At 38.1% G+C, this 26,282-nt stretch carries 16 protein-coding genes; all 16 read right to left on the reverse strand.

Annotated elements, in window-relative coordinates; translation table 11 throughout:
• Positions 1-40: 40 nt before the first annotated feature.
• Positions 41-403, reverse strand: a complete 363-nt coding sequence (locus B3P23_RS07030) for a DUF7674 family protein (RefSeq protein ID WP_153195441.1) — start codon at positions 401-403, stop codon at positions 41-43.
• 600 nt (positions 404-1,003) lie between these two features.
• A complete protein-coding gene (locus tag B3P23_RS07035; RefSeq protein ID WP_293925227.1) occupies positions 1,004-2,344 on the reverse strand; it encodes a DUF5125 domain-containing protein in 1,341 nt (446 codons plus the stop codon).
• Positions 2,345-2,355: 11 nt separating this feature from the next.
• Complete coding sequence (locus tag B3P23_RS07040) at positions 2,356-3,828, reverse strand: glycoside hydrolase family 30 protein (protein WP_293925228.1); 1,473 nt, start codon at positions 3,826-3,828, stop codon at positions 2,356-2,358.
• 39 nt (positions 3,829-3,867) lie between these two features.
• Positions 3,868-5,391: a RagB/SusD family nutrient uptake outer membrane protein gene (locus B3P23_RS07045; RefSeq protein WP_293925229.1), complete on the reverse strand. Its 1,524-nt coding sequence runs from the start codon at positions 5,389-5,391 to the stop codon at positions 3,868-3,870.
• A gap of 10 nt (positions 5,392-5,401) precedes the next feature.
• Positions 5,402-8,389: a SusC/RagA family TonB-linked outer membrane protein gene (locus B3P23_RS07050; protein ID WP_293925230.1), complete on the reverse strand. Its 2,988-nt coding sequence runs from the start codon at positions 8,387-8,389 to the stop codon at positions 5,402-5,404.
• Positions 8,390-8,630: 241 nt separating this feature from the next.
• Positions 8,631-10,259 (reverse strand): DUF6377 domain-containing protein, encoded by a 1,629-nt coding sequence (locus B3P23_RS07055; RefSeq protein WP_293925231.1) that lies wholly within the window; start codon positions 10,257-10,259, stop codon positions 8,631-8,633.
• A gap of 192 nt (positions 10,260-10,451) precedes the next feature.
• Positions 10,452-12,740 (reverse strand): GH92 family glycosyl hydrolase, encoded by a 2,289-nt coding sequence (locus tag B3P23_RS07060; RefSeq protein ID WP_293925232.1) that lies wholly within the window; start codon positions 12,738-12,740, stop codon positions 10,452-10,454.
• Between the two features lie 197 nt (positions 12,741-12,937).
• A complete protein-coding gene (locus B3P23_RS07065) occupies positions 12,938-14,749 on the reverse strand; it encodes a RagB/SusD family nutrient uptake outer membrane protein (RefSeq protein ID WP_293925233.1) in 1,812 nt (603 codons plus the stop codon).
• A gap of 17 nt (positions 14,750-14,766) precedes the next feature.
• Complete coding sequence (locus tag B3P23_RS07070) at positions 14,767-17,859, reverse strand: SusC/RagA family TonB-linked outer membrane protein (RefSeq protein ID WP_293925234.1); 3,093 nt, start codon at positions 17,857-17,859, stop codon at positions 14,767-14,769.
• A gap of 12 nt (positions 17,860-17,871) precedes the next feature.
• Positions 17,872-18,447: a discoidin domain-containing protein gene (locus B3P23_RS07075; protein WP_293925235.1), complete on the reverse strand. Its 576-nt coding sequence runs from the start codon at positions 18,445-18,447 to the stop codon at positions 17,872-17,874.
• Positions 18,448-18,543: 96 nt separating this feature from the next.
• Positions 18,544-19,230, reverse strand: coding sequence for a response regulator transcription factor (locus B3P23_RS07080; protein ID WP_293925236.1), 687 nt, complete (start codon positions 19,228-19,230; stop codon positions 18,544-18,546).
• Between the two features lies 1 nt (position 19,231).
• Positions 19,232-20,053: a sensor histidine kinase gene (locus B3P23_RS07085; RefSeq protein WP_293925237.1), complete on the reverse strand. Its 822-nt coding sequence runs from the start codon at positions 20,051-20,053 to the stop codon at positions 19,232-19,234.
• A gap of 22 nt (positions 20,054-20,075) precedes the next feature.
• Positions 20,076-20,657, reverse strand: coding sequence for a hypothetical protein (locus tag B3P23_RS07090; protein ID WP_293925238.1), 582 nt, complete (start codon positions 20,655-20,657; stop codon positions 20,076-20,078).
• An 80-nt stretch (positions 20,658-20,737) separates the two neighbouring features.
• Positions 20,738-23,032, reverse strand: a complete 2,295-nt coding sequence (locus B3P23_RS07095) for a GH92 family glycosyl hydrolase (protein ID WP_293925239.1) — start codon at positions 23,030-23,032, stop codon at positions 20,738-20,740.
• Between the two features lie 11 nt (positions 23,033-23,043).
• Positions 23,044-23,757, reverse strand: a complete 714-nt coding sequence (locus B3P23_RS07100; protein ID WP_293925240.1) for a basic secretory protein-like protein — start codon at positions 23,755-23,757, stop codon at positions 23,044-23,046.
• Between the two features lie 6 nt (positions 23,758-23,763).
• Positions 23,764-26,094, reverse strand: a complete 2,331-nt coding sequence (locus B3P23_RS07105; RefSeq protein WP_293925241.1) for a GH92 family glycosyl hydrolase — start codon at positions 26,092-26,094, stop codon at positions 23,764-23,766.
• Positions 26,095-26,282 lie beyond the last annotated feature (188 nt).

Below are 26,282 nucleotides of genomic sequence, written 5' to 3' on the forward strand. Positions count from 1 at the left end.
ATACCCAATCTGATTTTAATAATATAACAACAAATCTAGGTTATGCTAATGCTTTTTGTGCAATATATACTTTCTTCAAAGCAACAGGGATACCTTTGTATAAGTTATTCCACTCTACTGCCGTGCATCTTCTTTTCATCCCATCAAATGATCTCACAAACAAGTTTTCAATGATAAATTTTACGTAGTCATTTCCGCGTTTATGCAACCACCCCATCACTTTGATTCGATCTCCAATCTTTTGTATTTGCCCATTTGTAAGTAAAAGTTTCAAGAAATTCACAGCTGCCTGAAGAATACCTGCGAAGTTTTCCCGACTAGACAATTGACGTATTTCGTCATGTATTTCTTTATAATAAGCAGTTATATAATCCGTTGCTTTATTCTCATTAATTGTATCCATATTATTTTTTCTATTTGCCTTGATTTAGTTATTAAGTTTTAACAAAGGTTCTTCCATCAAAAACGATAAAACATATCTCATATTGACTCGTACCCTTATTTTTTACGATTTTTTCGCCAATATATTATACTCATTTATTTTTTCTAAGATTGATTGATCAAAATCATACAAAATCCACGGCATTATTCTCGTTTTCTCTCTCATTCTTTTGCCAACTTATTTGCCACTACTACGAATAACGTGCCATCAGCACAAAAACAATGAAAACAGACATTAAAACAACAATTTCATTACAATTCAAGCCAAACTACGGACACAATTGTCAATCAAAATGATAGGGTTTTATCAAAATGATCAGTAACACATCCGCTATAAAAACTTATATATAACTGAAATTGGAAAATCAAAAGGTTGGATTTATAGAATCGAATGAAGAACTGTTATTGGGCAAAAAAACTACATATATAAAAGGGCTTGTACAATTATGTTTGTACAAGCCCTTTGCAATAGTTGCGTTGATAATAGACATTTTGTCTGAAATGTCTTATTATCGCTTAGTTATTTGGTCAATATTACCTTTTATTGTTATGCATTGATGACCTATTTTTTTACTACAGTCAACACTGCTTTGCTATTCCCTTGGCTCAGATCTACCGTTAGGATATAACTTTCACCTACAGTAAGTGATTTACCAGCAACAATGCCGAGGTTACCCGAATCTCGACCATTTGTTCCAGTGCCAATAAATATTAAATCACTTTCAGTACTGATCGTTGTTGCTCCAAACTCACCTCCCCAATTTTTTTGGTGGAAAAACTTAAAGTTGATATTGTCTTTATGAATAGACTCACCTGCTTTAACCGTAATTTGATACTTTTTATTACCTATAGGTACTAAACATAAGGCCTTATCCGTATTCCACCCGACTTGATTAGCTGCAATATTTGGTTTACCAATACCCTCGCCAATAATCCAAATGGCTCCTGTACCATCTGCTTTTAAAGTCGCTAAGTTTGCTCCATCCATCGCTTCTACAACAAAATATTTCATTTTAAAATCTGCTATCACACGGTATTTACCATTGATACCATTGAAATTGATTGTCCCATCTGATTTTTGAGTAAAATAATCGGGATCAATCCACCAATCTTTGAGGTCTTCTATCCCATCTATCGTTACTTTTTCCCCATTTTTCAATTCCAGTTCTGCTTTGAAATGATCATCGTCAATACGGCTATACACAGTTCCATTAATAGCATATGCTATAATAAAAGGTGATGCTGCATAAGTCAAGGTGTTAAACTTGATACTATATACACCTGAAGTTGAGTTAGAAAATGGAATTTCTGTAATAGAACCAAAGTCTACCGCATTATTTACCCATCCAAAATTCATTTCATTTCCTTGTGCTCCTACCTTAGGGGCATGAATATATCCCTTTACAGAAAATGGAAAACTTTCTGTCGCAGCATATTCATTTGGCCCTACTTTTTCCATTTTATACGATTTAGATTCAGTTACTAAATTCAAGTAAGGAAAATCAGGTCTAGTCAACTCAATTTCATAAGCTTGCTCAGTCGTTTTTTGACTTATATTCTGCAAGACAAATTTCAATGTCGCCTTTCCGTTTGGAATATTCTTATAGAAGGGTATCAAAATCTTTCCGCTATATTCCCCGTTCTCTTTTGTGCGAATAATAGTTTCAGAGACTTTATCATCGGTAAAAAACAGTTGTACTTTTACTGTTGACAATGCTATTTCTTGATCCGATGCGTGGAGTTTAAATACTAAACTATCTCCAAAATGAGCCGATGAAACATCGGATTTCAGTTCGATTTTAGGTTCTCCTATTTGATACACATATTTTTCATCCTTTTTACAGGAATACAAAGCTGCTAGTGCAGCCGTACCCAACAGGAAATTTAAAATAAGTCTTTTCATAATGTCATATTTTAATTAGCCCAACGATAAGAAACCACCGATTTAGCGGGTACTTCGTAGCTAAAGTGATTTTTTGTATCATTTATGGTTATTTTTCTATTCTCATTAGCATCATTTAGCAATACTAGAGCATACGAACCATCTATATTTTTAAATGCCGTATAGATCAGGCCTTCCGCCGTGTAACCGCTTGCTCCAATGCGCACCGCTCCAGATTTTACGACAGCTGAAAGATGCCCCACAATGTAATAATGAGAATTGCGTGTAATCTTTTTAAAGTTAGATTTACTGATATCTACTGCACCATAACAGGTTTGACAACCTCCGTCGCGATTCGGACCTTTATCGTTATCCAACATCAGATTCCAAACAATGACTGCTCGACTCCAATTATTAACAGTTCCTAAAGCGACCTCACGCATATCTTCCATCAATCTCTTTTCAAGATTACGGCCTTCATTCCATTCACCAATAGATGTTTCAGTAAATACCAATTCTTTATCTGGACGTTGATTATGGATATCCAATAACTCCGCTTTATCACCACCATAATTATGAAATGCTGCACCAGCAATAAAGGAAGCTGCTCCGGCATCATTATAAATTTTTACTGGATAATCGTTTTGATCTGCGATATTATCATAATTATAATTATGATCAAAGGCATAGATTTTTGTATCTAAAGAAGCAGCCTTCAACTGTGGACCTAAGGCTTGTTTAATAAAAGCCTGTTGCTCTTGCCAAGTCATATACATAGAAGCCGAATTTCCACGATTTAAAGGTTCATTTTGAACTGTAATCGAAGAAACATGGATTCCTTCTTTTTTCATGGCCTGCAGCCACTGTACAAAATACCATCCATAATCTTGGTAATATTTAGGATTTAACTGACCGCTTGTCCAAGAATCGAAAGGTTTTAAATCTATTAGATTGTTCACTTTCATCCATTTTGGTGCAGTCCAAGGAGATCCCATAATTTTGATCGATGGGTTGATGGCAAGTATTTCTTTCAATACCGGCAGAACATATTGTTTCTCTTCTGACTGCAAAGCAAAGTTTTCCTTACCTTCTTTATCCCAACAGGTATACTCACTGAGAGAGAAATCCGAACATCCAATAGCAATGCGAATGTAGTTCATTCCCATACCTTTGTCATCGGAGAAAGTTTCTGTTAAAAATTTTGTCCGATCTTCTTGAGTCATCTTCATCAGATTGTAACAAGTAGATCCCGTTATTGCTGCACCAAAACCATCCATAGTCTGAAACTTTTGAGTAGGATCTAAGGTGATCGTATTGGGCGACATATTAAATTTTGTACTGAAATCTATAAACCCTTTACTAAAATCTTGCGAACGGGTATTTGTTGTTGTATATATGGTGATATCGCCATTATCTTTTATCGAATCTATAGCAGAAGGTGTATAGCTGTCTCGGTTACATGATGTTGCCGTCATTAAACAGGACAACAAGAGTGTATATATCATAGTATTATTATTTTTACGTTTCATAAAGTTTTAAATTAATTAGTATCCTAGATTTTGTACCAAATTTGGATTCTGGTCGATCTTGGCTTGTGGTATAGGCAAGCGGTATGAATACTGATTAAATGGATAGACTTGAGACTTACGTCCTGAATCTTTAGCATATACAGCATTCATCACAGACTCTACCTTATCCAATCGAACTAAGTCAAACCAACGCTGTCCCTCAAACGCCAATTCCAGTCGGCGTTCTTTCAGTAATGCTTCCAACATACGATCTTTGCCTGCTCGTGTAGCATTATCTAATTTTGGAAGTTTTACTCTTTCACGGACACGATCAATGATTTCAGCAGCAGCAGTCAAATTTGGACTTGCCTGCATAATCAATGCTTCGGCTTTTAGTAATAATAAATCAGCATATCTTAATTTAACCATACTGCTCATTGAAGATCGCAGTTTGAACATAAATGGATAATGCGAAGCTGGATAGTAATTACTCCATTTGGCTACATAATAGACGATGGATTGATTCATTCGAATTTGATCACCTTCATTTTCATAAGTTTGAATCAAATCCCGAGATGGGGTGACCCACTTAGCCCATGTAAAGCTATTTTCATAATTTGCCAGATCACGACCAAACATCCATGTCGCCCAATTACCTGCTCCAGGCATAAATTGTGCTTCTAATATAGATTCGCGTGTATTGCGCTGTGCCAGGTCAGTATTGCCAGCATTCATCGCATAGATATCGGCATAATTGGTATTCAAGTCAAAGCCATCAGCTGTAAGTGCATCTACATATTGGATTACTTTGGCATAATCCCGAATCGGTTTTTCAGCATATACTTTTGCTAACATGGCTTTGGCTACAGATTTTGTAAACCGTGTTTTATCAGTTGCAGATCCATTAGGCGCATCCGCCAATGCTTCCACTAAATCCTTTTCGATCTGACGATATGCTTCTTCTTCGGTGCTTTGGAACGGAAAATATTGTGGATATACCTCTTCAATATTTTCAGCTGTAATATCTGCAGCTTGCGTCGTGATGACCGGAATAGATCCAAAAATACGTACCATATCAAACATCGCCAATGCACGGAAGATTTTAGCTTGTGCTTTGTATGATTTAATATCCGAATCACTTACGGATTTATCTGCTACACTATCGATATTAATAATTAATCGGTTAGCACGAGCGATATCTTCTAAATAACGACCCCAATCCCGATCGATGACGGAGTTAGATCCTTCAATGGAATTATTCTCAAAGGGTAAAACCTCAGCCCCTGTTGTTCCTGCATAGGCATTGTCGGCATGTGATTCGGAGATGAGTAATAAATCTACATACCAATGTTCTTGTCTGTCGCGCATCTGTTGATAAATTCCCGTTAAGAAATTATCCACTTCACTCTTGTTCTTAAAAACAATCTGAGTTCCTGATTCGGTCTTTCCCTGAGTATCATCCGAATAACTATCTAATGGGTCTCTATTTAAAGAACAAGAAGAGGCCAGAAGAGTGATGATAAGCAAGTTGAAAAATAATTTTATAGCTATTGTTTTCATGATTATTCCATTAAAATTCTACGTTTACCCCAACTACAAATGATCTACTTTGCGGATAAGTTCCCCAATCAATACCCTGTACACGTCCAGAGTTTCCATACTGGTTGACTTCAGGGTCCATACCTGAATATTTCGTCCAGGTCAACAAATTGCTAGCAGATAAATAAGGTTGTATTTTTTGAATACCCATTCTTTTCAATCGTTCTGGAGCAATAGCATAACCCAATGAGATGTTTTTCAATCTCAAATAACTTCCATCTTCCACAAAATAAGTCGAGTTTTTCATATCAAATCCCGCTTTCGGTACATGGGTTATCTGTCCTGGCACACGCCAGCGGTCTAATACCACTGTAGATTGATTACGGCCATCATACATGCCTTCGGTTTCCATACGGCTTGCATTAAAGATATCATTGCCGTAAGTCCCTTGAATAAATATGCTGAGATCAAAGTTTTTCCAAGAGAAACTATTGGTCATACCGTAAGTAAATTTGGGATTTGGATCACCAATATACGTTCTATCTGAAGATGATATTTTTTGGTCTCCATTCAAATCACGATACATCATCTGACCGGTCTCTGGGTTTACACCATCGCTAATATAACCAAAGAAACCTCCTAGTGCACGTCCAGGTTCATTTCGAACAGCATAATCATGCACATTGTCATTGGTCATCGCATCATTATAAAGCTGACTTAGTACCAGTTTATCGAGACGATTTTTATTGAATGATATATTAAAGTCAGTGTTCCATGTCAATTCACCTACTAAATTTTTTGATCCTAGCGCAATTTCAAGACCCTTATTCGTCATCTCTCCTTCATTACGCTTGATCACATTTGCTGCTGCCGATCCTGCTGGAAGCGTAACTTCCATCAACATATCCGTTGTCTTTTTATGGTAATAATCTAACGTCAAGGTTACTCTATTTTGAAAAGCGGTAAGATCAAAGCCTACATTTGTCTGAGTGGTGGTCTCCCAACCTAGATCACTAGATCTCAACGTGTTAGATTGCGTAATATTTGGAGTCGCATATTGATATTTAGTTTCAAACCATGGTAATCTTTCTATTTCATTGAATGCTAAATAAGAATAATCACCTAGACCCGATTGATTACCTGTTTGTCCCCAACCACCTCTTATCTTTAAGTCATCAATCCACTCCACATCTTTCAAGAAATCTTCCGATGAGAGTCTCCATGCTGCAGAAACCGAAGGAAAATATCTCCACCGATGATTTGGATTTAATTTGGAAGAGCCATCTGCACGCATGTTTGCTGTCAACAGGTATTTACCATCGTAATTGTACATCGCCCTTGCGAAATAGGACATGATCCCCCAGCTTGTAGCCCCCGAGCCTGTACCACTTTTTACCTCTAGGTTGTTTGCTGATGCAGAGCCTGCGGCAGTCCACAAAATTTTGTTTGCGGCATTTAATGTTTGTATCAAGCCGTTTGCATAGTGCGATCCATTGATATAGCTATTGGTGTACTTTGAATCTGTCCAGGACGAACCAGTCATGGCTTCGATATGGTGTTTTCCAAATCGTTTGTTATAGGTCAATACATTATCCCATGTCAATACCGTATTCATGTTACGGATATCTGATGCCTCACCATATTGATTTCTCCCCCATGTCGTGGTCAACGGATCTAAAAAAGTAGTCAATAAACCATTTCTACGGTCTAAAGTGAAGGAAGATTTAAAATTCAAATTGGGATCAAAGGTGATCAAGGCACTTCCCGATGCTAATATTCTATTTTCGCGATTGTTGTTATATTTTGTTCTGGCGAGATTTTCAATAGGGCTCGTGATATTATTGATTCCATAGAAATTATTATAGTAACGCTCCGGATCCGTTGGATCCCATATCGGTGCATAAGTCGGTGTTGTAATTACAGCAGTCACCACTCCTCCTCGATTAGAGCCTAAACCTGATGTAATACCATTATCATTGTAATCAGAATAGGTAATATTGGCATTAACTTTTAACCATTTACGGACTTGATTGTCAATATTAGCTTTAAAATTATAACGTTTAAAAAACGAACCTTTTAATGTTCCTTTGTCATCTGTAAAACCTCCAGAAAGATAATACCTTAATTTCTCCGTACCATCCGAAATCGTCAATTGATAATTTTGTTGAATACCCGTTTTATAGGTCTCTTTAAACCAATCGGTTTGATCTGTCAATCCAATAGGAAGGTTGACCATACCTATTTCGTTTTGAAGATCTCGATATTGCTGCGTATTCAATACATTTACGGTATTGTTCACGATGTTAGAGGTCAATTGCGCTCCAAATGTAATTTTTCCCTCCCCAACTTTACCTGTTTTAGTCGTGATCAAGACGACGCCATTGGCAGCTCTCGATCCATAAATAGCGGCAGAAGATGCATCTTTGAGAATCTGAATATCAGTCACATCATTGGGCGATAGAAATTTGATGTTATCCACAGGTACACCATCGACTACATACAACGGATCATTACTTCCATTAAAAGAAGTTGTACCACGTACACGGATATTGAACTCACCGCCAGGTGCACCATTCGGTTGCATCACGGCTACACCCGCTGCTTTCCCTTGGATCGCTTGCCCCACATTGACGATCGGTCTTTTTTCAAGATCTTTGGTTGATACCGATGAAATCGCAGTGGTGACATCTTTTCGTTTGACAGAGCCATAGCCAATCACTACGACGTCGTCCAACAGATTGGTCGATGCACTTAACTGTACGGTAAGATTGCTGGTATTCGCTAGTACCTCTTTGCTGTCATAACCGACATAGGTCACTAAAAGGGCTGTTCCTGCTGGAACCGAAATTTGAAAACGTCCATCTTCTTGAGAAGATACGCCATTTGTTGTTCCTTTTTGAACAATCGTCACTCCACCTAATGGTTTTTGATCTTGAGCGTCAATGACACGCCCACTGATCTGCATTCTATCCTGAGCAAAAGATGAACCCATCATTGCAAAGAAACAAATTAGCCACATAAAAAGAGTTGCTTTCTTAGTAAAGAAAATCATAAGTATTTATAAAATGGTTTCTAGAATTAGTTTGAGAACTACTCAAATAGCCATAGAGTTCCCCCGCTCTGTGGCTCAAACAAAGCTACTAGAACCCCAATCGGAATAAAAGGGTGCAATCTTAAAAAGTACTGGATTATTTTTTTAAATAATTACAAATGAGATTTTTACAAAAATACACATAAGTCAAAAAGTACTTAATTGATCGTTAAGAACGATCAATTACGCCTATCTGGCGGACAAAATCTTCAAAATCATCGCGATTTCCGATCGCTTTATTGCGCACTTTGGTTCGGTAGTTATACACCGTTCGCAACGAGTATCGTAAAAAACTGGCAATCTTTACACTGTCCGTAATACCTAGTCGGATCAATGCAAAAATACGAAGTTCGGTATTTAAAAACTCACCCTTCTTCGGTAGAATTTGCTCTTCTGGGACGAGGAGTTTATTGAAGTCTACTACAAATGAAGGATAAAGATTTAAGAAAATACGATCAAAATTAATATACAGCTGCTGTACTTCCCGCTCGACCATCTGTGTGGATTTCAATTGATCTTTGATCGCATCCCAGTGTTGCGCACTTGCTTTTTTAAGAAGCGCTATACGGATGTCTTCCATTTTGTCAATATAATTGGAGCAGAGATCAAAAAATTGGGCTATATACTCCTCTTTTATATGATTCGATTCGGAAAGTTGACTATTTTTATGATTGATCTCATCGTTCAACTTTCGTAAATTGGTATTGGTCACCGATAGCTCCTCTCTTGTTTGCCGCAATCGCTGTACTTGCCTAAAGATAAATATCAAACCAATAATCAAAATCACCGATAAAAAACTAATGACAAAGAGCATCATTTGCAATTGCTTATTTTGGGTATTAATTTTTTTCTGATAAGCGGCATTGATAATCGGATAAAAAGAGGTACCCTCAACGATACGATAACGAACATTACAACCCATGGCATCATCAATTGCTTTTTCAATAAATTTGAATGCATGATCAAAATCCCGTAATTCATAATAAGTCAAAGCCAAGTCTTGTAAAGAAGCATTATCTCGATTAGCAATTTCAATATCAGCAATCGCTGAGCGAGCAAAATAATAGCGTTGAGCTACAATATTCTTTTCTTGCTTATAGATCAATCCCATGAAATAGGCTATAAGTGCCCTTTGTTCCAAATTTTCTTCATGATCTACCCACATGGACTTAAATAATGCCTTCGCCTCATCTCGCTTTCCCTGAAATAGGGTTTTAATGGCAATTGTACTTTTATATGCAGATGATGTTGGATCAAGAACCATGAGAAGGGAATCCCGATAGCGTTCACTTGCCTGATAATATTGATCATGATTATTGCTTTGTCCATAATGGCTGTAAAAAGCACTGTAAATTTCATAATATTTAGGTAACAGAGCCTGAGGTAAAGTCTGAGACTGCAATTGCGCCAACACCTGAGCTGCCTCGATATATCTTCCTATTGAAGAATAAATCCACGCAAGATCCAGATTAATCACAACTGCTAAGGAATCTGATTTGTTCAAAGCCAATTTTCTGCAAAGCATAATATAATGAAGCGCCGAATCAGATTGAAATTTTTTATAACTTTTAAATATTTCGTAGTTTTTGTTCAGATATAAACCTTTATCATGTTGGATCATGACCGCTTCTTTTTTAAGTCTGGCGATTTGATCTTCCTTCTTTTTCACATAAAGTTCTTGATTTTCCATGACGTACTCCAATTTGCGATACACACTCGTACTATCACTCAAATCTTGGGCAATACCCGTAAAAACAAAAAAATAAAGTAAAAAAAGAACTGTTAAGCGTTTAGTCATTATTTAAATTCCCCCGTGGTTGCGGTTAAATATATCATATTTTACCTGTAATTCACAAAAATGGGGTAGACAAAAATTGTCTACCCCATTTTACAGTGTCATACAATGGGTGCAATTGTTTATATGCGTATCCGAGCTCCTCTTACAATTTTGATATGGGGAGGACGAATCACATGATGAACAATGATTACATTACTTTAATTCCATTTTACTAAAGGAATAAGGAGCATCTTCATCCTTTATTCCTCTTTTTTTATTGGGCTGATCAGACATCTCAAATTGTATTTTCGCCCCCTTTATCAGTTCCTCATACCTAAAAAAGTTTTTAGTATACGATTTTCCATTGATCTTGACTTGATTTACATATACATTTCCTTTGTCTTGATTGGTGGCATCAATTGTCAATACTTTCCCATTCTGCAATTTTAACTTAACGGATTGAAATTGTGGCGACCCCAGTACATATTCTCCCGATCCTGGTGCTACGGGATAAAAACCTAACGCTGAAAAAACGTACCATGCAGATGTCTGTCCATTATCCTCATCACCGCAGTAACCATCTGGAGTAGGCAGATAAAGCTTATCCATTATTTTTCGGACCCAATATTGTGCTTTCCAAGGTTCAGCAGCATAATTATACAGATAAGGCATATGCTGAATCGGTTGGTTGCCATGCGCATACTGTCCCATATTCATGATTTGCATTTCACGCATTTCATGAATCATGCTTCTACTTTTCATACCTTCATCACTTGGGATCACAAATACGGTATCTAACATCGCATTAAAGGCTTGTTTACTTCCCATCAGATCAATCAGTCCTTGAGGATCATGAAACACGCAAAAGCTCCAATGCCAAGCATTTCCCTCGGTATATTCTTTTGACCAAGCACTTGGATCAAAAGGTGCAATAAAAGTACCATCGGATTTTTTACCTCGCATCAATTTTGTCTCGGCATCATAAATATTTTTATAATTCAGGGCACGCTTTGCATAGATGGATATTTCAGATGCGGGTTTACCCAATGCTTTACCAAATTGATAGATACTCCAATCGTTGTAAGCATACTCCAATGTTCTAGCCACATTTTGATTGATATTTTTATCAGCGGGAATAAAACCCATTTGATTATATACCTCATGACCAAACCTTCCAGTTGCCGAAATTTTAGGATGCGCATGATGCGCTCCGTGCACGACAGCATCCCATAATATATGAGCATCGTACCCTTTCCTCCCTGTCACAAAAGCATCCGCAACGATTGAAGCAGAATTATTACCGATCATCGATTCGCGATGTCCTGGTGAAGCCCACTCCGGTAGAAATCCACTTTCCTTATAGGCGTTTGCCAAACCCGCTTGCATCCGATCATTCATCTCGGGATAAACTAAATTTAACAGAGGAAACAAGCTTCTGAATGTATCCCAAAACCCCGTGTCGGTAAACATCTCACCAGGAAGTACCTGACCATTATAAGGGCTATAGTGTACGCGGTTGCCTTGACGGTCTATCTCCGAAAAATCACGTGGAAATAAAGTCGAACGGTATAAACAGGAATAAAAAGTTTTTAAACGATCTATATCTGGATCTGTGACCTCAATACGTCCCAAGACCTCATTCCATTTGGCTTTTCCTGCGGTTGCAATTTCATCAAATGTTTTACCATTTACTTCTTTTAGATTGAGTTCTGCCTGTTCAAAACTGATAAATGATGATGCTACTCGAGCTAAAACTTGTTCGCCTCTTTTTAAATTTTTAAATCCGATGATGGCTCCGGCGTGATTGTCCTCTAATTCCAATACATTACTTTTGATCGCACCACTTTTGACCGCAGCTTTAAAATCAAAAGCACGATCAAAAACGATTACAAAATAATTTTTAAAATTTTCTGGTACACCACCACTATTACGAGTATTATATCCTATAATTTTATTTTCCTCTGGAATTATTTTTACATAAGATCCTTTATCAAAAGCATCGACAACGATATTTGCTTCTGCTGTCTTAGGAAATGTAAAACGAAATATCGCTCCGCGTTGCGATGGCGTCAACTCTGTCGTTACATCCCAATCCGCTAAATAAACGCTGTATAAATAAGGTTTCACGATTTCTGCTTTATGTGAAAACCAGCTTGCACGTTTCTCTTGATCAAAGACCGGTTCACCTGTTGTCGGCATGATTGAAAATTGTCCATAATCATTATTCCATGGACTTGGCTGATGGGTTTGTTTAAACCCTTTAATTTTATCGGCGGTATAAGTATACACCCAACCATCGCCCATATTACCGGTCTGAGGCGTCCAAAAATTCATTCCCCAGGGCACAGCAATAGCCGGGTAGGTGTTGCCATTGGATAATTCGTACTTGGACTGGGTACCGATCAATGGGTTGACATAATCAACTGGACTAAGAGATTGTGCTCCACTTACACAGATGGAGAACATGAAAAAAAGCGATCCTACAATTTTTTTTAAATTCATTATGTTGTTTTTCTTTTCGATCAAAATAGACAAAGGTCATGCTTTAATCTTTAAAAATAGTTTTTTATAAATTTACACATCTTCACGTTAACTCCTAAATAAGCTCTGGTTATTATGAATATCAAAGCATATTTAAGATGACTCGCAATAAATAAATCAAGGCCCTTTTGGGACCTTGATTCGATTACAAACAAACATTACCAACCTGCATTCTGTACTAATTTTTCATTTTTCAACACTTCGTTATTTGGAATTGGGAATAAATAATCCCTTTTTTTAAATATCCTGGTTTCAATAAGGGTCCGTTTAAAGAAGTCATTACCGTCTGCATTGAGATTCATTCCGTACACAGCAGTAGTAGCCGTACTTTCAGCAATTTTCCAACGGCGAGCATCAAAATGACGCACATTTTCAAAAGCTAATTCTACCTGACGTTCCTTTCGAATAGCTTCACGCATCGCTACCTGCCCCACAGGAAGCGCAACATCTCCTTCTCCGTATCCAGATACACCCGCACGTTTGCGAATCAGATTGACATATTTTATGATATCTGCATGTCCAGGTGAAGATTCATTAAGCGCCTCTGCATAGTTCAGATATATATTTGCTAATCTTAACAATAGCGCTCCTCTGCTATTACCATTAGATCCCACATTCTTTCTCACCGTATAACCTGTCGGTGTTACATCGGATGTACTTTGCGATCGTCCTGAATTACCACTATAGTTGAACAAAGAAATAACCGGAGCACTACTATTTGCTTGGTTTAACCAATAGCTTCCACTGTAAGTGATCCCGACATAAAAACGTGGTTCGCGATTGACATACATCCTGTATGTGGTACGCTCTGCGGGATCATACGGTGCCTTATAATTGGCAAATCCCTCTTCCGAATACGTTGATTTAGGATCAGAAATAGGCAATCCATTTTTCATAAAATAAGCATCGACGATGAATTGAGTTGCTCCGAGCGCACCACCACCTTGAGCTGCCGACGGAAAACCAACATGTTTTGGTGTACGATCATACTGCGTATTGTTTCCACTGTTCGATCGGGCAAATATCCATTCCCGATTCCAATCTGTCGTCATCACATTACGGCAGGATAAATATGCTGCGACAAAAGGATCTGCATTGGTTTCCTGATAAAGATCATAATAGTTTGGTACAAATTCATCTATAAATTCTTTAGAGGCTGTTGCTGCTACTTGCCACTTTTGTCGATCCTCAGTTGCACTGTATAATGCTGTTCCATCTGCATTTTTAATAGCTGCAAAATCAGCGTTACCATTATATAATGGACTTGCTTTCAATAACAGCGCCTCAGATTTGTATGCTTTCACGACACCTTTTGTGATCCTACCATATTCATTGTTACTCGGTACAAAAGGTAATTCTTGGTAAGCTTCATCCAGCTCGGTTACAATATAATCGATACAGGCATCAAAGGGACTCCTTGCTAGTTTAAGATCTTCTAAGGGTGCGTTGATATCCAATATTTGCTCTCCAATAAGTGGCACAGCCCCATAGGTCTTCACTAGATAATAGTAATACAGTGCCCGAAGTGCGCGCGCTTCAGCTTTGTAAGTCGATTTCATGACTGAAGTCACCTCAACAGGATTTGCATTATCGATATTTTGAATAAAATAAGATGCATTGCGAATACCCTCATAGTAGCTGTTCCAAAATCCTGCGACAACACCATCGGTGTTGCTCCATACACTCGAAGTCATATTGTTGGCATAATTGAAATCCCAGGTATATTTGGCTTCATCAGAAGCCGCAGTCCACGGACCTGCATTGCCCGAATTCGTAAATCGCTGTACCAACTCATTGGGAATAACACTATAGATATTGGCGAGAAACTTATCCGTATTCGTTTTGGATTTAAAAATATCCTCTACCGTAATAACATCATCAGGTACCTGATCCAAATAATTTTTACAACTATTAAAAGATGTCAAAGCTAATGCTGCAACTAACACCCAGCTATATTTATATATTTTCATTTTTGTAAGATTAAAAGTTAAAATGTGGCCTGTACGCCCATTGATATTGTCCGCACATTTGGATAGCGAGTTCCATTTCCTGTATTCAATTCAGGATCCCAGAGTTTAAATTTACTCCAATAAAGTAGATTTACGCCTTGTATATAGATGCGTGCATTTTTCATGTTTATCTTCTGCAAAAAGTCCTTTTTAAAATTATAGCCGATATCCATTGTTTTTAAACGTAGAAAATCCACATCTTTCACCCACCAAGTAGAAGCAGCAGAATTGTTCTTGTTTGCAGCATTACCATAAGCCAAACGTGGATAAAAGGGGTTTTCTAAAGGATTTTCTTCGGTCCAGCGATCTTCAGCAATGGTATAGAGATTACTTCTCTCCGCTCCAGTGCTGTTATTGAAAGGTATAATACCATCTCCACCAATAAGGCGCTCAGCCCCCGAAGTACCTTGAAAAAATGCGCCAACATAAAACTGTTTATAGGAAACATTGACACCAAAACCAAAGACAGCATTAGGCACATCACCATGTCCTATCCAGCTAACATCATTGGCATCTACCAGTCCGTCACCATTTAGATCTTTGTACCGAATATCACCGACACGCTGTGCTCCCAAAGCACTTTGATCAGCATGATTTTGGATCTCTTCTAGCGATTGAAACAAACCATCGGCCTGATATCCATAGATCCCCAACACATTGTTGCCCCTTCTTTCCATATAAGGAAATGGCTGTTTAGGTTGGTCATTCTCAATGATCTTATCTTTGTTATAAGTAAAAGTAGCACGCATGTCTACATGGACATTTCCAACTGGAAAAGGAGCCAACTCAAGAGTTCCGTCTATCCCCTTGTTTTCAATAATACCTAAATTTGCCCAAGGATTATTGGTCAATCCGACATAGTCAGGAAGTGAAGCTCTCTGTAAAAATACACCTGTTCTTTTTTCTTTAAAAAAATCAACTGTTAATGATAATTTACTTTTCAATGTTTTGATTTCAAGACCTAGATTTTGTTTATGAGACTCAGCCCATTGCACATTAGTACCATAATCTGAAATCGCAGTTCCACCATAGCCCGTATTATTGGTACCGTTACCAAAAGTATATCCGCCGGCACCGGTATTCACTAAAGTCAGGTAACCGAAGCGACGGGTTCCGCCATTACTACCATCTCCAACTTTACCGTCAGAATAGCGCAATTTCAAAAAGTTAATCCCATTTTTTACCGGTTCAAAAAATTTCTCATTAGACACTACCCAGCCGACACCAAAGGAAGGGAAAAATCCAAACTTCATTCCTGGTGCAAAATTCTCCGACCCATTGTAACCAAAATTACCTTCAACAAAGTACTTATCGTCATAAGAGTAGGTCAAACGACCTGCCGTACCCATATTACGAAAAGGTAGCGACGATGTCACATTATCTGCAAAGGCTTCCACGATCTCCCGTTGGTTATATAATAACATCGCCGATAGCTGATGTTTCTCTGCAATCACGGTATTATAATTCAATGCCGCTTCGGTATAAAATTGTCTATTGGAATTATTCGATTTTGAAAATGCGAGATCATCTGCCCCTTGGGAAATAATATTCAAGATTGGATTTCCCTGATCATCGTATGGGAATAAGCGATTGATCAAATAAGTACTCCGATTTCGGGTTCGATTGATGGTATGCTCATTCCAGATATCAAAGGAATATAATGCTGAAAAATTCAATCCTTTTAACCAAAATGAAAGATCTTGTGTCAATCGAGCATTTGTCATGATTTGATTACTGAATATATTTTGGTAACCCGTTTGTGTTATTTGTCCATACGGATTAGGTTGTGCTCCAGCTGAACTCACTCCAGGAACAAAATTTCCCGGATACATAGCAGGATACAACACTGGATTTGTTTGCATCACATTGCCAAAAGCTTCTTCCGGCCTCACTCCTGGATAATTGATGTTACCGATATTACCTTGCGTCCCCAATTCGAATTTGGTTGTTGATGTCCAGTTCATGGAGATATTCGAAGTGAAATTATACCGCTTATATCGTGTGGTAGCATCATATTTTTGCAGATCATCTGTCCTGAGCAAACTTGACTCATCATAATACGCTCCAGACACATAATAACTTGCAAATTCAGATCCTCCTCGAGCACTAAAATTTGCGCGACGGTTGCTTGCCGAATTTTTAAAGAGCTGATCCATCCAATTGACATTGGGATATAGGTAAGGATCATTGCCAAGAATAGTATTGTTGATATAATTATTGGAATATTCTTTTTGCATACCTGTCGCTATTCGAGCTTCATTGCGCAAGAGCATATACGTCACTCCATCCGTCAGTTCGGGTCTTTTTGTAAATGATGTAAAGCCTTGATTGTAATTAAACATTAAAGCAGGTTTGCCTGTTATACCTTTTTTGGTACTGATTAAGATCACACCATTGGCACCCGCCACACCATACACCGCTGTCGCTGATGCATCTTTCAGGATCGTCAACGAGGAGATATCCTCTGGATCTAGGCCATTGATATCACGCCCCTGCACTCCATCGACGACAACCAAGGGTCCTGTATTTCCCGACATACTTGAAATACCGCGGATCCAGAGATCGGCACCGTCTGCACCAGGGAGTCCAGAACGCTGCACTCCAACAAGTCCGGAGATACGTCCTGCCAGCATGGTACTCAGATTGGCTACCGGCAATTTCAGATCTTCAACATTCACACTGGATTGGGCACCCACAACAGAAATTTTCTTTTGTTGCCCATAGCCTACAACAACGACTTCATTAATACCGTTATTGATCGCTTTCAAAATAATATTTAAATTGATGGCATTATTGATTGCAACACGATAAGATTCATATCCCACATTAGTAACGGTCAAGGAGTCTCCTCGGCTAGCAAGGATCTCGAATTGCCCATTTTCTTTTGTTACAGCAGAAGTTTTAGTCATTAAATTGGTAACTGTTACTCCTGAAAGATTGACATTCATCTCATCACGCACGACTCCTTTTACGAGTACTTGTCCTGCCTGTTGCGCAACAGCTTCATTGCCCCAAAAACTACTGCAAAAAGCGACAAGAACGATTATTGTTCCGATTATTTTTTTCATCATCTGGTAGGTTAATTATTGATTAGTACTTTTTTGAGGATCGGAGATCAGCCGCCACTCGGCCAGTTGAAATAAGCCTGTTCCACCTGCAATTGCCTTAATATTCAGTTTATAAAACTTATATTTTGCTGTATTGGAGATGTCAAAACGAACTTTAAAATTACGATCAGGAAAAGCATATCCTGTTTTGCTCTCCAATGTGGTCCAATTTTCGCCGTCATTGGAAGCAACGAGATCCCAATCTTTCGGATCTCTTCCTGAAGCATCATTTGCAGAAGCTAATACATAAGAGGTGACAGCAATCCCACCAGGGAAAGTTAATTGTAGAAATAGATCATTGACATAGGGATTAATTAAAAATTTGGTTGAATAGTCATTATCGACAACTTTTGGAGAACCCTCACCTGCAGTAATACCACCACTATTTTCATGGTTCACGGTCAATTTACCATAAATGGTAATATCCATTTCTGGTTCGTTTTCAGCAGGTAATAATTCATAGCTCTTGACCTCAGTTTTCTGGCAAGCACTAAAAGACAACAGTATGCTAACAAGAAGTAACAATCGCCTAGATTTGGTTAGTTTGTTCATAATAGGCATAATTAGATTTACTAAAACGGATTAGTAGTCTAATATAGAAAAGCCTATTTCAAAAACTTGTTAATCAATTGTTAACAACGATTTTTTTTATCCATGCTTGAGCAGTCGGGTGATAAAGCCAACCTTGTATACCGTTTCAATTTTTAATTGAGTTGAATTTTGTAAGACTTTACGTATCCTAGAAATAAAGACATCCAAACTTCTGCCCATAAAATAATCACTTTCGCCCCATATTTTATTTAAGATTTCTTCCCTTGTCAATACACGATCCAGATTTTGCAATAAATATTTCCAAAGTTCAAATTCACGGGTTGTCAAACGAAGCGTTTTTCCACCATTCACCCGTACTTCCATCGCACTACAGAATAAAGTAACATCAGCAATTTGTAATTCCTCCATTTTCTTTTCTTTTCCACGTGCTAAAATATTATTCATACGCCACAAAAGCTCCTCGGTATCAAATGGCTTGGTTATATAATCTTCTGCCCCCAGTTTCAACCCCGTGATGCAGCTCTCTTTCGCATTTCTTGCAGTCAAAAATAAAAACCGAAATTCTGGCTTCAATATTTTGATACGCTTAATTAATTCAAAGCCGTCAAAAGATGGCAACTGAACATCAACAAGTAGTAAATCAAAATTTTGTCTTTTACTTAGCGCTAATGCTTGATCACCGTCATCGACCAAGTGCACTTCAAAACCGCTTCGTTCCAGATACCATTGCACTTCGCAACCTAGATCTGCGTCGTCCTCTATCAGCAATATTTTCCCTTCCATACTATTTAATAATTGGAATTGTAATTCTAAAAATAGTTCCTACATCTATTGTACTATCCAGATCAAGTTTCCATTTATGGACCTTAACAATTTTATGAACAAAATATAATCCTAAGCCCAGTCCTGTCATAGACCGCAGCTGATCACCCCTTTGAAACTTATTAAATATACGCTTTTGGTCACGTTTTTCGATTCCATAACCATTGTCACGAATTTCAATTTCCAACAGCTTCGTAGATAGCTGTACAACTTGCACACGCACATTTTTTTCATTACTTACATTATACTTTAATCCATTTTCGATCAAATTTGTGATTAATGTCGTGAACATAAAGTGGTCATAATAAGCACACAATTCGGCTATGTGATCGTCAAAAAACAAGGTAATTGTGGCTTCTTTTTTCCACTTGATCTGACTATCGAGGATAATATCATATAAATCTGTGATCAAAAAATGTTTATCAAATTGTGCTGTCTGCGGGTCGAAAGACGAAACCTCCAAGGCCTGATTGACCAATTTGTCCAGGCGCTGCACTTGTCGGTTGATGACCTCAACACTTCTAAAGCCTCCTGTCCATTTTTTGTCTTCTAGATCTGCTTTCAGATTTTTGGCTGATACCTGTATTGTGGTGAGCGGGGTTTTAAATTCATGCGTCACATGGTTGAAAAAGTCAGCAGAAATTTCGTTCAATTTCTTTTGCCTGATCCAATTGCGCATGGTGATGAAAAATAAAAAAACAATGACAATAATACTGCTACAGGATAACAGTAAAAATGGTGCAATGGCCAATAGGATATTTTTGACCTGATTATGCTTACTCACATAAAGTTTAAAACCTACTAAATTAGAATACGCAGAAGGTAAGTGTAACGGTAATTGCGGAGACAATATTTTGGGGTCTTACAACCTCCAGATGACCATCTATTAACCCCTTAGGATCTCCTGTACTGATATCAAATAAGGAATAGTAGGTGCTCCCATCAAATGTGAGACTAAGCCGGTCCATATATAGCGCATAATTATATTCTGCGCGATCAAGTTTTTGTTTCCGAACTATATTTTCAAATTCAACAGTAAAGTTTGCCTTTTTTTTGAGTGCTAGTAAGACTTGATCTCCTAATTGATGCAATTTTTGTTTAAAAAGCTTTTGATCTTCTCGCACTAGCTTTTCCAATGTGGTGTATTGCGGAATCAAGATGGAATCGATGATCTTTTGCCCACCACGATAGACCTTATCATTGATGATCGATTGTTCATATTCTAACTTAATTCCCGCTTTTTCATTTTTTAAAAAATCAAGTTGTTCGATTTTATAAACACTCGATATCAATCGGAGCTGCAGAAAAATTAAGACCACAAAACTGGTAATGGCTACCGCTTGTATGATCTTAATTTTACTTATCTTCTTAGGTGTATATTTGACCATTGACATTTTTCAAACCTGATATTTAGTCTATGTCCTGCCTATGATATTGATCGACTGTGCTTGATGTATAAAGTAATCTACTACTTACTTGGTTTACTTGCCATCTCAAATTGCAGTTCGCCACCATTTTTGATCGCCTCATAAGATAGTTTCAATCCCGATAAAGTTTGCCCATTTAGACTTACTTTCTTCACATACACATTCTTTTCCGATTGATTTTTCACTTGTATTGTGATCGTCTTACCATGCTCTAAGTTAATCTTCGCCGATTTGACCAATGGACTGCCTATCCAATAAGCATCTTCACCCGGTGCTACAGGATAAAATCCCAAAGCTGTAAATAGGTACCAAGCCGACATCTGTCCACAGTCATCATTGCCACCCAGTCCTGCATGACCATTATGATATTGATTGCGGATGATCTGGCGTACACGTGCCTGTGTTTTCCCAGGACTGTCCGTTAAATTATACAAATAAGCCACATGGTGTGACGGTTCATTACCATGAACATAATTACCGATGATCCCATCACGCGTTATATCTTCAGTGTGTTCAAAATATTTATCCGGCAATTCCATGGTAAATAAAGAATCCAGATAATTTTCCAGTTTTTTCTTTCCCCCCATCATCTCCATCATTGCTGCAGGCTGATGCGGTACGTATAAGCTATAGTTCCAGGTATTTCCTTCTATAAAACCTTGCCCATGCGTTTCCAGCGCATCAAATTTTGCTCTAAATACTCCTTTAGAATCTTTAGGTCTCATAAACCCGATTGTCGGATCATAGACATTTTTCCAGTTAGCAGCTCGTTTAATAAAGGTCTCATAAACATCATCTTTTCCTAACTTTTTGGCAAGCTGTGCAATACACCAATCATCATAAGCATACTCCAGGTTATTGGAAACTGAGGTTCCTGATAACTCATCAGGGACATAGCCCATATCGATATAGGGTCCGATTCCTTCATATTTTCGAGCGTTTGCTGTCTGTATACAAGCTGCTAGAGCTGCCTCTGCATCGCCTTTATAGACACCTTTCAAAATTGCATCTACCACGACCGATACCGAGTGATAACCACTCATGCACCAATTATCATTGGCATAATGCGACCAGATCGGCAACATATGCAACACACTTTGATCATAGTGCGCCATCATCGAAGCGACCATATCGGCATTTCGTGTTGGGTTGATCAAATTCATCAAGGGATGAAATGCACGAAAAGTATCCCACAGCGAAAAGGAAGTATAATTGATAAATCCCTTTGCTTGGTGCACCTCTTGGTCCAAACCTTTATATTCCCCATTGACATCCATATATACCGTCGGCATCAGACTGGCATGATACATCGCTGTATAGAAATTCACCAAATCTTCCTTATTGAGCATATCCACTTGAACTTTGTTCAACTCCTGTTCCCAAGACTGCTGTCCGGCCTGAACATAATTTTCAAAATTCCAGTGTGGCGCCTCTTGTTCCATATTGGCGAGCGCATTTTTCATACTCACCGGACTCAACGCCACTTTCATCAAGACTTCTTCTCCCTCCTTCGTATCAAAATCTAAGTGCATCTTAATTTGATGAGCCGCTAGATCTGGAAAATTATTCTTTTGATCAAATTTACGCCAAAAACCAGCATATACCTGTTTGCCATCTTCATATTTAGTACCATAATTTTTAAATGCTTTGGAGGTTTTAATCGCAAAATAAACGGTTCTCGTACGAGCCCAACCATTCGTCTGGCGATATCCCACCAATGTTGAGTCATTCAAAACCCGCACTACAGTCCATACATTTTTCCCTTCGTAGTTATAGATACCGGCTGTCAGATCCAAGATTAAATGGGAGGCATCCGATTTTGGGAATGTATATCGATGTATTCCGACACGGGTCGTGGTCGTCATCTCTGCTTTGATCTGATGTTTATCCAATAGCACTTTGTAATAGTTTGCCTCAGCAACTTCATTGCTATGCGAATAGGGTGAGCGATAACCATCTTGTGGTCGGTCTGCCTTGCCTGGATTGAGCTGAACTTTCCCCTGGGTAGGCATCACTAAGATATCTGCCAAATCCGAATGTCCAGTACCACTAAAATGAGTATGGCTAAATCCTACTATTGTAGGGTCATCATACTGATATCCCGCACAATACCTATAAACATTACCGTTATATTGACCATTCATTGAATAAGGAATGGTATCGGTATCGGGACTCAACTGTACAGAGCCAAAAGGTACCGTTGCACCTGGAAACGTATGTCCCATTCGAGCAGTACCAATTAACGGTTTTACATATTGTATTAAATGAGATGACTGCGCTTGCAATAGGCTCGGAAACAAGAACAGACCTAAGTATAGAAGTGGTTTATTGATCATGGATTTAAGTTTTATAAAGCGGGATTTTTGCTGTAGCTATCCCACAACTCATCAATTGTTTTTCCGGTTTGTTTTTTCCAAAATCCCTCTGTGTATGTCTTATCACGCATGGCAGCATCGAGATTTTTAACAAATCCTTTTTTGACCTTTTTTTCAATCCAGTAGAAAAAACGGGCGGTCACGCGGTAGGAATCCGAATAGTTTTGTTTTGCATTCCATTCCGGCAATTTCCAGTTTGCTCCAGCATTATCGATACCATCCACAAATCGGACATAATCGGCAATACCTTCTGTAATCCACCAAGGACCTGATCCATTCGGATATCCCTGCACAATATGCATCACTTCATGTGTCACGACATCGATATCTCCAGGATTTTTGGCAAACCATGATGGACTATAACGTACGATGCCACCTGCTGTTGCAGCGACACCTTTATAATCTGGATCAATGACAAAAGAGACTTTTTTCATCGTCTTCTTATTATAGGTATTCGCCAATTTGGGATAATTAACAAAAAATGTATGGATCAGTTTTTCCTTTAATGCAGGGCTAAAATCTTGGTCTTTATTGATCCAGATTAAGGTATACCCTCCTTTTGTAATGCTATCCGTATCAACTGCCACCTGGCGATCATGCTCGGTATGCTGCCAATTATCTTGAGCAAGGGCTGATTGACAAGCAATCAACCCCATGACACAACTAACTATCTTAATAAAATTCATCTGTTATTATTTTTTAAATATTGTTTTCAATTCCATAGTCATTGAATAAGGTGCTGCAGCCTTGGTCGCACCACGATCGTAATTCGGCTTAGAAGTCATATCAAATGATAATGTACCCCCTTTTAATAATTCTTGATGACTCAACCAATTTTTGGTATATGATTTCCCATTTACTTTTAGATCATTGACATAAAAATTCTGAGCACTAGCTTTATTCCCGATGATTTCTACTGTTTTTCCATTTTCCAATTTTAACGTTGTTTTTGCAAAAAGAGGAGCTCCCAATACATACTCATCGGTAGCAGGACAAACCGGATAAAATCCAAGCGAAGAGAAAACGTACCAAGCCGAAGTTTGACCATTATCTTCATCTCCACAATAACCATCCGGAGTAGCTTGATACATACGGTCTAAAACCTGACGAACCCAATATTGTGTTTTCCAAGGCTGCGCACTGTAATTATACAAGTAGATCATATGCTGGATAGGTTGATTACCATGTGCATACTGTCCCATATTCGCGATCTGCATTTCACGGATTTCATGGATCGTACCACCGTAATAACTATCATCAAAAGCTGGTGGCTGTGTAAATACACTATCTAACATCGTATTAAATTGTTTATTGCCCCCCATCAATTCAATCAGTCCTTCTATATCGTGGAAAACACTCCACGAGTAATGCCAGCTATTGCCTTCGGTAAACGCATCACCCCACTTCAGTGGATTGAATGGGCTCTGAAATTTTCCATCTTTATTCTTTCCGCGCATCAAGTTGGTCGAAGGATCAAATAGATGACGGTAATTTTGTGCTCTTTTAGCGTATAATTCAATATCTGCTTTCGGCTTTTTTAATGCTTTAGCTAATTGATAAATTGTAAAATCATCATAAGCATATTCAAGTGTACGTGCTGCGTTTTCATTGATTCCCACGTCATAAGGCACATAACCCAATTTGTTATAGTATTCAACTCCTTTACGGCCCACTGCAGTCATTGGTCCTTCATGATTAGCACCATGCTTCAACGCTTCATAGAGTGTATTGATATCGTATCCTCTTAATCCTTTTATGTAGGCATCAGCCACTACAGAAGCGGAGTTATTACCAACCATGATATCTGCAAAACCTGGACTGCTCCATTCTGGTAAAAAGCCGCCCTCTAGATAAGCATTTTTAAGTCCTTCTTGCATCTCCACATTGATAGATGGGTACATCAGATTTAAGAATGGATATAGCGCTCTGAAGGTATCCCAAAATCCAGTGCCACCGAATAGGTAACCCGGAAGTACTTTGCCATTATAGGGGCTGTAATGGACTTTTTCTCCCGATGCATTGATTTCATATAACTTATTCGGAAAGAATAAAGTACGATACAAAGTCGAGTAGAATGTACGCATTTGGTCAATATTATCTCCTTCAACAGCCAGACGTCCCAATTTTTCATTCCAGATGGCTCTTCCATCAGCTTTTACCTGATCAAAACTACGGTTCCCCAATTCATTTAGATTAAGTAATGCTTGTTCGGCACTGATAAATGAAGAGGCAACCCGCACCTGAACAGGTTTAGTCTTATCCTTCACTTTAAAACCCAGTATAGCTCCCGTTTGATCTGCCGTAGATTTTAATTTGCCTTTGAAACGTTCCTTACCTTCCCAAGTTGAATAATTATCAAAAGGTTGATCGAATATTAAAACAAAATAATTTTTAAAATTGGTCAATTTACCACGCGAATAACGTGTAGAATAACCGATCACCATATTTTTTTCAGGAATAATCTGTACTTCAGATCCTTTATCAAAGGCATCAAGTACAACGAATGCAGAATCCGTTTTATTAAATGTGAATTTAAAATAAGCTGCACGTTCTGTTGGTGTAAGTTCTGCCGTTACATCATGATCGGCTAAGTATACCGAATAATAATAAGGCGTTGCTCTCTCCGCCTTATGTGAAAACCAGCTTGCTCGCTCCTCCTGATCAAAAGCCGCTTTACCCGTCACAGGCATTAAAGAAAATTGTCCATAATCGTTCATCCAGGGAGAAGGTTGATGCGTTTGTTTCAATCCTCTTATTTTATCAGCAGCATAGGTGTACTGCCAACCATCTCCATTTTTCCCTGTTTGTGGTGTCCACATATTCATGCCCCATGGCAGTCCAATTGCCGGGTATGTGTTTCCATTTGAAAGCGAAGGTTTTGAATCTGTTCCCATTAAAGGATTAACCAAATCAACAGGATCGATAGGTTTACCATTTAATTTTTGGGCAGATACAGTACTTGTACAAAATAAGGATAGGCTTAAACTCCATGCTATCCCCCATTTTAGGGTTTTAAAAATCATATGTGGTAAATTAAATTGACATAAATTGGGTATTTCCAACATGATTGTAGGGAAATAATTGATTTAACAAAAATAAAGATAAAACCTTTTAGCAATAAATGAAAATAAAAATTTAGCAATTATTAATTCCTATCTTCTTTATTACAAAGGAAGTATAAGACAATTAGAATTGTCATCTGAAAGTCTTT

The sequence above is a fragment of the Sphingobacterium sp. UBA6320 genome, from assembly GCF_002440335.1.
GTDB lineage: Bacteria > Bacteroidota > Bacteroidia > Sphingobacteriales > Sphingobacteriaceae > Sphingobacterium.